The following is an 8,621-nucleotide window of genomic DNA, read 5'->3' on the forward strand; positions in this document are numbered from 1 at the left end:
CCGTTGCCCAGATTGGCGCTGTAGAACGTATTGTTGCTGTTGGCCTGCGGCACCCACGCGGTGGCGAAATACTGCTGCAGCATGGCGACCCAGCCGCCCTGCGTCGCGATGTTCAGCGGCTCTTTCATATCGCTGAAGCTGTATTTTTTGTATTTCTCGTCGCTGGAAGAGAACGCGGCGCCGCGATAGGTGTGAAGCGCGAAGTTGCTGCTTCCGGTATCGCGGTGTGAAGGCAGATCGATGGACTGCTTCAACTGGCCGAACAGCGTCAGCTCAAGCGGTTGAGTGCTGGCGTTATTGACGCCGTATTCAACGCCCAGGGCATAGTCGCCGCGTTTCAGTACGAACGTTTTGGTGAAGGTCGCACCGTTGGCGTCGGTATAGGTCAGCGGAATGCGGATGTCGCTCTGACCGTCGGTCAGTTCGAAGTGATCCTGAGTGGTTTGATACAGAGGACGCGCACCGTTCGCCGGGTTGTCCGGACCGTTTTTACCGGTCAGACCGCTCTGCGCCTGATAGACGAAGGCCGGCGTCGTTTCCAGCAGCAGGAAAGGCTCGGTGGAGCCCAGCGTTGCCGGGTAAGACAGCAGGTTGGCCTGCTCGATGTCGCCGCCGCGAGTGTTGATCGTCAGGGACAGTACGTCGGTCTTCACCGTAATCAGTTTACCCTGACCACTGGCGGGGACGCCCTGGTTGGCGGCATCGCCGACTGCATTATTCGTAGACTGTTGCGTGGTCTGTGTCGTGGCTGGCGGATTGTTGTCCGTTTCCCAGGCCTGCCAGATCATGAACGTTACGAATAGCAGAGCGATGAGAAGAAGATTGCGTTGCGAATCCATCGTTAATGTTCTCTGTTATTGTCGGTTTTTGGCGGTACGGGATCATCACCACCAGGGTTCAAAGGGTGGCATTTTAATACGCGTTTCAGCGCCAACCAACAGCCTTTTATCATGCCGAACCTGCGTATTGCCTCAATGCCATATTGGGAACACGTCGGGTGGAAACGACAGTGCGGTCCCAGCAGTGGACTGATAAAGCGCTGATATCCGCGTATCAACCCGATCAGCAGGCGGGAGCCAATCGACAGTGCCGACGCCATAATTTTTCCAACGCTTCCGTCAGCGCACGGTTATCCAGATCGGCCACGCCTTTTTTCGCGATGATGATAAAGTCCATGGCAGGCAACTGGTGCTGATGCAGGCGGAAACTTTCGCGCGTCAGACGTTTGATGCGGTTGCGTTCATGAGCCCGTTTAACATGCTTTTTGGCGACGGTAAGACCGATGCGGGGATGCCCCAGCGTATTCAGGCGGCCGAGAATGGTGATTTGCGGCGTGCCAGCCCGTTGAGGTTGCTGGAAGACGAAAGAGAAATGGCTGGGAGTTAACAAACGTAACTCCCTGGGAAAAGCGAGCTTAACCACTCGGTGGGTTAGCTTTTATTACTTAGAAACGGACAGACGAGCACGGCCTTTCGCACGACGGCGGGCCAGAACCAGACGACCATTTTTGGTGGCCATACGAGCACGGAAACCGTGGCTACGGTTACGCTTCAGTACGGACGGTTGGAAAGTGCGTTTCATGGCGATTTCTACCTAAACTTGATTAAAACTTCATAGTTAACGCGTTTGGCTACTCGGCGTGAAGAAAATGACCGACGCCTCAATCGCATATACATATATATAAAAAGAGGCGGGATTGTAATAATTGTACAGTCCCGAGTCAATTAACATCCGCGCTTCACCCACCCAATATTTCCCGCTTGAGGAAACATCACCTGTCTAACCGAGCACAGCGTGCAGGCGCCACGCGCAGGGCGGGAATTATACGTACTCCATGATAAAGCGCAAGGATCGAGCACAGATCCTGGTAAGAAGATCATGATCCCCCTCACCGCCAATGGCGAAAAATCCGGCTATCCTTATAGACGCCTTGGGGCAGCCCGCCGGGTGTGGGTAACCTTATCATGACCTCCATTCGTCTGCGTCCAGGCAGGTAGGGGGAATAAGAATAGCCTGTGGATAAAAAGGATCAAAACTGTGCAGAAGGGGAAGATCTCTGCGGTCGTTTAGGTTATGATCCGCCGTCCCGCTAGCGATCCTCCGTCGGGATCGTCACGGTAAGCCGCATCAATGCGCGGCGCACGCTGGCTCTTCATATCCGGGGAGCGGGTGCCAAAAATCATGAGTTACATAACTAACGATTCTGTTTCTTTTCTTTGTTTTATCTTGTTCGAGTGGAGTCCGCCGTGTCACTTTCGCTTTGGCAGCAGTGTCTTGCCCGTTTGCAGGATGAATTACCTGCCACAGAATTCAGTATGTGGATACGCCCATTGCAGGCGGAACTGAGTGACAACACTCTGGCGCTTTACGCCCCTAATCGCTTTGTGCTGGATTGGGTGCGTGATAAATACCTTAATAATATCAATGGACTGCTGAATGATTTCTGCGGTCTGGATGCTCCGCTGCTGCGTTTTGAAGTGGGCAGCAAACCGGCTATGGCAACGGTCGCTCCGGCGGGCAACGCTGCCACTACGATGATCCCGGCGGCTGCGCCGCAGGCTCGTCCGGTTTCTTCTCCTGTTCGTCCGAGCTGGGATGCGCCGTCTCTGCATGCCGAGCACACCTATCGCTCCAACGTGAACCCGAAACATACTTTCGATAATTTCGTCGAAGGTAAATCCAACCAGCTGGCGCGCGCTGCTGCGCGGCAGGTGGCGGATAATCCGGGTGGTGCCTACAACCCGCTATTTCTGTATGGCGGCACCGGTCTGGGTAAAACGCACTTATTACATGCGGTTGGAAACGGCATTATGGCCCGCAAGGCCAACGCCAAAGTGGTGTACATGCACTCGGAGCGTTTTGTGCAGGATATGGTGAAAGCCCTGCAGAACAATGCCATTGAAGAGTTCAAACGGTACTACCGCTCCGTCGATGCGCTGCTGATCGATGATATTCAGTTTTTTGCCAACAAAGAGCGTTCTCAGGAAGAGTTTTTCCATACGTTCAACGCGTTGCTGGAAGGCAATCAGCAGATTATTTTGACCTCGGACCGCTATCCGAAAGAGATCAACGGCGTGGAAGATCGCCTGAAGTCCCGTTTTGGCTGGGGTCTGACGGTTGCGATCGAACCGCCCGAGCTGGAAACCCGCGTGGCGATTCTGATGAAAAAGGCGGACGAGAACGATATCCGTCTGCCCGGCGAAGTGGCCTTCTTTATTGCCAAGCGCTTACGTTCCAACGTGCGTGAGTTGGAAGGGGCGCTGAACCGCGTCATTGCCAACGCCAACTTCACCGGACGCTCCATCACGATTGATTTTGTGCGTGAAGCGCTGCGCGACCTGCTGGCGTTGCAGGAAAAACTGGTCACCATCGACAACATTCAGAAGACCGTAGCGGAATATTATAAAATCAAAGTCGCCGATCTGTTGTCCAAACGTCGTTCGCGATCGGTGGCTCGCCCACGTCAGATGGCGATGGCGCTGGCGAAAGAATTGACGAATCACAGCCTGCCGGAAATCGGTGATGCTTTTGGCGGTCGAGACCACACCACCGTGCTGCACGCCTGTCGAAAGATTGAGCAGCTGCGCGAGGAAAGTCACGACATTAAAGAAGATTTTTCCAATTTAATCAGAACATTATCTTCCTAATATCATGAAATTTATTATTGAACGCGAGCATCTGTTAAAACCCCTACAGCAGGTTAGCAGTCCCTTGGGAGGCCGGCCGACGTTGCCGATCCTGGGCAACCTATTATTGCAGGTCAGTGAAGGTCGGCTATCGCTGACCGGCACCGATCTGGAAATGGAAATGGTAGCGCACGTAGCGCTGACCCAGCCCCACGAGGCGGGCGCGACCACCGTTCCGGCGCGCAAGCTGTTCGACATCTGTCGCGGTTTGCCGGACGGCGCGGAAATCACCATCATGCTGGACGGCGATCGTATGTTGGTACGCTCCGGGCGCAGCCGCTTTTCGCTGTCTACGCTGCCAGCGGAAGATTTTCCCAACCTGGATGACTGGCAGAGCGAGGTGGAGTTTTCTCTGCCGCAGGCCACATTAAAGCGCCTGATTGAAGCGACCCAGTTCTCCATGGCGCATCAGGACGTACGCTATTACCTCAACGGCATGCTGTTCGAGACCGAAGGGGAAGAGCTGCGCACCGTATCGACCGACGGCCACCGTCTAGCGGTCTGTTCAATGCCGGTCGGTCAGGAACTGCCGTCCCATTCGGTGATCGTCCCGCGTAAAGGCGTGATGGAGCTGGTGCGTTTGCTGGACGGCGGCGATACGCCGCTGCAATTGCAGATCGGCAGCAACAACATCCGCGCGCATGTAGGCGATTTCATCTTCACCTCCAAGCTGGTTGATGGCCGTTTCCCGGATTATCGACGCGTATTACCGAAGAATCCCGACAAAACGCTCGAAGCCAGCTGCGACCTGCTCAAGCAGGCGTTCTCCCGTGCGGCGATCCTCTCCAACGAGAAATTCCGCGGCGTTCGGCTGTATCTGAACAAAGATCAGCTGAAAATTACGGCGAATAACCCGGAGCAGGAAGAGGCCGAGGAAATTCTGGACGTCGAGTACGGCGGTACGGAAATGGAGATTGGTTTTAACGTCAGCTACGTGCTGGATGTGCTGAATGCACTGAAGTGCGAAGACGTGCGTATGCTGCTGATCGACTCCGTATCCAGCGTGCAGATCGAAGATAGCGCCAGCCCGGCCGCAGCGTATGTCGTCATGCCGATGCGTTTGTAGTTGCGTGAAAGGTGGGAAAACGGCCTGGCGCCGTTTTTAGATATGCCAGTATGTCGGGCGTCACCGGTTTGCGAAACGCAAACGGAGGTGTCCGGCATCCGGCTGAAAGGCAGCGACGCTGAATGGTTGTAAAATGGCACTGACCCGTCTTCTCATCCGCGATTTTCGCAATATTGAATCTGCCGATCTGGCGTTGATCCCCGGTTTCAATTTTCTGGTCGGCGCCAACGGCAGCGGCAAGACCAGCGTGCTTGAAGCGATTTACACGCTGGGCCACGGCCGCGCGTTCCGCAGTATTCAGGCGGGACGGGTGATTCGTCACGAACAGCCTGAATTTGTGCTGCACGGCAGAATTGATGGCCGTGAGCGGGAACGCTCCGTCGGACTGAGCAAGAACCGTCAGGGCGATAGCAAGGTTCGTATCGATGGCAGCGATGGCCATCGAGTCGCTGAACTGGCGCAACTGTTGCCGATTCAGCTCATTACCCCGGAAGGATTTACCCTTCTCAACGGCGGCCCGAAGTTTCGTCGGGCCTTTCTGGACTGGGGCTGCTTTCATCACGAGCCCGGTTTTTTCCACGCCTGGAACAATCTGAAACGTCTGTTGCGTCAGCGCAATGCAGCGCTGCGCCAAACCAGTCACTATGGGCAGATGCGGGCGTGGGATCAGGAATTAGTACCGCTGGCGGAGCAGATAAGCCAATGGCGAGCGGCCTACAGCGCCGCCATTGTGGACGATATCGGAGCCACCTGCGGCCAGTTTTTACCGGAGTTTTCCCTGAGCTTTTCCTTCCAGCGCGGCTGGGATCGGGAAAGTGATTACGCAGAGCTGCTGGAGCGCCATTTCGAGCGTGACAGAATGCTGGGCTATACCGCCTTAGGCCCGCACAAGGCGGATTTCCGCATTCGTGCGGGCGGCGTCGCGGTAGAGGATATGTTGTCGCGCGGTCAGTTAAAGCTGTTGATGTGCGCTCTACGATTGGCGCAGGGTGAGTTTCTCACCCGCAACAGCGGACTCAAGTGCGTCTACCTCATCGACGACTTCGCCTCGGAGCTGGATAGCACCCGACGACGCCTACTGGCGGAACGGCTGAAAGCCACGCAGGCACAGGTCTTCGTCAGCGCGATCAGCGCTGAACAGATAGGCGATATGGTCGGCGAAAATGGCAAGATGTTCAGCGTAGAACAGGGTAAAATAACCGTTCAATCACAGGACTAAAATGAGCGAGAAACGTTGATGTCGAATTCTTATGACTCCTCAAGTATCAAGGTATTAAAAGGGCTGGATGCAGTTCGTAAGCGCCCGGGTATGTATATCGGCGATACGGATGACGGAACCGGTCTGCATCATATGGTATTCGAGGTGGTGGACAACGCTATCGACGAAGCGCTCGCTGGCTACTGTAAAGACATTATCGTCACCATCCATAGCGACAACTCCGTGTCGGTACAGGATGATGGCCGTGGGATCCCAACCGGTCTTCACGAAGAAGAAGGCGTGTCAGCCGCTGAAGTCATCATGACGGTGCTGCATGCTGGCGGTAAATTTGATGATAACTCCTACAAAGTCTCCGGCGGTTTGCACGGCGTAGGCGTTTCCGTGGTCAACGCCCTGTCGGAAAAACTGGAGCTGACCATTCGCCGCGAAGGCAAAATTCACAAGCAGACTTACAACCACGGTGTGCCGTTTGCGCCGCTGAACGTGGTGGGTGAAGCTGAACAGACTGGGACCACGGTCCGTTTCTGGCCGAGCACCGAAACCTTCACCAACGTGCTGGAATTCGAATATGACATTCTGGCCAAGCGTCTGCGCGAGCTGTCGTTCCTTAACTCCGGCGTTTCCATCCGTCTGCGCGACGAACGTGAAAAAGATAAGTCTGATCACTTCCACTACGATGGCGGCATCAAAGCGTTTGTCGATTACCTGAACCGCAATAAAACGCCGATCCACCCGAACGTGTTCTATTTCTCCACGATGAAAGACGATATCGGGGTGGAAGTTGCGCTGCAGTGGAACGACGGTTTCCAGGAAAACATCTACTGCTTCACCAACAACATTCCGCAGCGTGACGGCGGTACGCATCTGGCTGGCTTCCGCGCCGCCATGACTCGTACGCTGAACACCTACATGGATAAAGAAGGCTACAGCAAGAAAGCCAAAATCAGCGCGACCGGCGATGACGCCCGTGAAGGCCTGATTGCTGTGGTATCGGTGAAAGTGCCCGATCCGAAATTCTCTTCCCAGACCAAAGACAAGCTGGTGTCGTCTGAAGTGAAGACCGCGGTCGAATCGCTGATGAACGAAAAACTGGTGGATTATCTGATGGAAAATCCGTCAGACGCCAAAATCGTGGTCGGCAAAATCATCGACGCTGCGCGCGCTCGTGAGGCCGCTCGTCGCGCCCGCGATATGACGCGACGCAAAGGCGCGCTCGACCTGGCCGGTCTGCCGGGCAAGCTGGCGGATTGTCAGGAACGCGATCCGGCGCTGTCCGAACTGTACTTGGTGGAAGGGGACTCCGCGGGCGGCTCTGCGAAGCAGGGGCGTAACCGCAGGAACCAGGCGATTCTGCCGCTGAAGGGTAAAATCCTGAACGTGGAGAAGGCGCGTTTCGACAAAATGCTGTCGTCGCAGGAAGTCGCCACGCTGATTACGGCGCTGGGTTGCGGCATTGGCCGCGATGAATACAACCCGGATAAGCTGCGCTATCACAGCATCATCATCATGACCGATGCCGACGTCGACGGTTCGCACATCCGTACGCTGCTGTTGACGTTCTTCTATCGTCAGATGCCGGAAATCATTGAGCGCGGCCATGTGTATATCGCTCAGCCGCCGCTGTATAAGGTGAAGAAAGGGAAGCAGGAGCAGTACATCAAGGATGACGAAGCGATGGATCAGTACCAGATCGCTTTGGCATTGGATGGCGCGACGCTGCATACCAACGCGCATGCGCCGGCAATGGCAGGCGAGCCGCTGGAAAGACTGGTCGCCGAGCATTACGCCGTGCAGAAAATGATTGGTCGTATGGAGCGCCGCTACCCGCGTCCGCTGCTGAACGCGCTGATCTACCAGCCGTCTCTGACCGAAGCCACGCTGTCTGACCGCGAGCAGGTACAGCGCTGGATGGAAACGCTGGTGACGTTGCTGACCGAGCAGGAAAAACATGGCAGCACCTACAGCTTCGTGATCCACGATACGGAAGAAGGTCACCACGAGCCGAAACTGCGTGTGCGCACCCACGGTGTCGATACTGACTATCCGCTGGATACCGCGTTTGTGACGGGCAACGAATACCGCAAAATTAATCTGCTGGGCGAAAAACTGCGCGGCCTGATTGAGGAAGACGCTTTTGTTGAACGTGGTGAGCGCAAGCTGCCTATCGTCAGCTTCGAGCAGGCGCTCGAGTGGCTGGTGAAAGAATCCCGCCGCGGTCTGGCGGTTCAGCGTTATAAAGGTCTGGGTGAAATGAACCCGGAACAGCTTTGGGAAACCACGATGGATCCGGAAGGTCGCCGCATGTTGCGCGTTACCGTGAAGGATGCGATCACGGCCGATGAGTTGTTCACCACGCTGATGGGGGATGCCGTTGAACCCCGTCGCGCCTTTATCGAAGAAAACGCCCTGAAAGCGGCGAACATCGATATCTGATAGCGCTCAGACGCGATTAATCTGTAAACGAAAAAAGCTTCGCCTTGTGCGAAGCTTTTTTATGGGGTTGTCCTAAACTACCTCTACCTCTACCTCTACCTCCCCCGATACGCCATTCACAAAATACACTTCATCGAGAAGAGGACGGTTAGCCTGACAACTCGATATGATCCGCAACACCTCCTCGCTATTTCATTACGTCTCTTGCAATACACGC

At 55.3% G+C, this 8,621-nt stretch carries 8 protein-coding genes; 4 read left to right on the top strand and 4 right to left on the bottom strand.

Annotated elements, in window-relative coordinates:
* The 4 genes from yidC to rpmH all read right to left on the bottom strand — a co-directional run.
* A partial coding sequence (yidC, locus tag Q7O77_RS11285) for a membrane protein insertase YidC (RefSeq protein WP_304167094.1) occupies positions 1-839 on the bottom strand: 839 nt, incomplete at its 3' end.
* A 2-nt stretch (positions 840-841) separates the two neighbouring features.
* A complete protein-coding gene (yidD, locus tag Q7O77_RS11290; RefSeq protein ID WP_071999803.1) occupies positions 842-1,099 on the bottom strand; it encodes a membrane protein insertion efficiency factor YidD in 258 nt (85 codons plus the stop codon).
* Positions 1,063-1,422, bottom strand: a complete 360-nt coding sequence (gene rnpA / locus Q7O77_RS11295; RefSeq protein WP_071999804.1) for a ribonuclease P protein component — start codon at positions 1,420-1,422, stop codon at positions 1,063-1,065. The genes yidD and rnpA overlap by 37 nt, the downstream gene beginning before the upstream one ends.
* An 18-nt stretch (positions 1,423-1,440) precedes the next feature.
* Positions 1,441-1,581 carry a 50S ribosomal protein L34 gene (rpmH, locus tag Q7O77_RS11300; protein WP_085650663.1) on the bottom strand — a complete coding sequence of 47 codons (141 nt, stop codon included), beginning with the start codon at positions 1,579-1,581 and terminating at the stop codon, positions 1,441-1,443.
* Between the two features lie 665 nt (positions 1,582-2,246).
* Between rpmH and dnaA the strand changes: the two genes are divergently transcribed.
* From dnaA to gyrB, 4 genes are all read left to right on the top strand, one after another.
* Positions 2,247-3,647: a chromosomal replication initiator protein DnaA gene (dnaA, locus tag Q7O77_RS11305; protein ID WP_304167102.1), complete on the top strand. Its 1,401-nt coding sequence runs from the start codon at positions 2,247-2,249 to the stop codon at positions 3,645-3,647.
* Positions 3,648-3,651: 4 nt separating this feature from the next.
* Positions 3,652-4,752, top strand: a complete 1,101-nt coding sequence (dnaN, locus tag Q7O77_RS11310) for a DNA polymerase III subunit beta (RefSeq protein WP_085650665.1) — start codon at positions 3,652-3,654, stop codon at positions 4,750-4,752.
* Positions 4,753-4,885: 133 nt separating this feature from the next.
* Positions 4,886-5,971, top strand: coding sequence for a DNA replication/repair protein RecF (gene recF, locus Q7O77_RS11315; RefSeq protein ID WP_085650666.1), 1,086 nt, complete (start codon positions 4,886-4,888; stop codon positions 5,969-5,971).
* Positions 5,972-5,989: 18 nt separating this feature from the next.
* Positions 5,990-8,404: a DNA topoisomerase (ATP-hydrolyzing) subunit B gene (gene gyrB, locus Q7O77_RS11320; protein ID WP_304167106.1), complete on the top strand. Its 2,415-nt coding sequence runs from the start codon at positions 5,990-5,992 to the stop codon at positions 8,402-8,404.
* Positions 8,405-8,621 lie beyond the last annotated feature (217 nt).

This window comes from Lonsdalea britannica, assembly GCF_946477055.1.
GTDB lineage: Bacteria > Pseudomonadota > Gammaproteobacteria > Enterobacterales > Enterobacteriaceae > Lonsdalea > Lonsdalea britannica_A.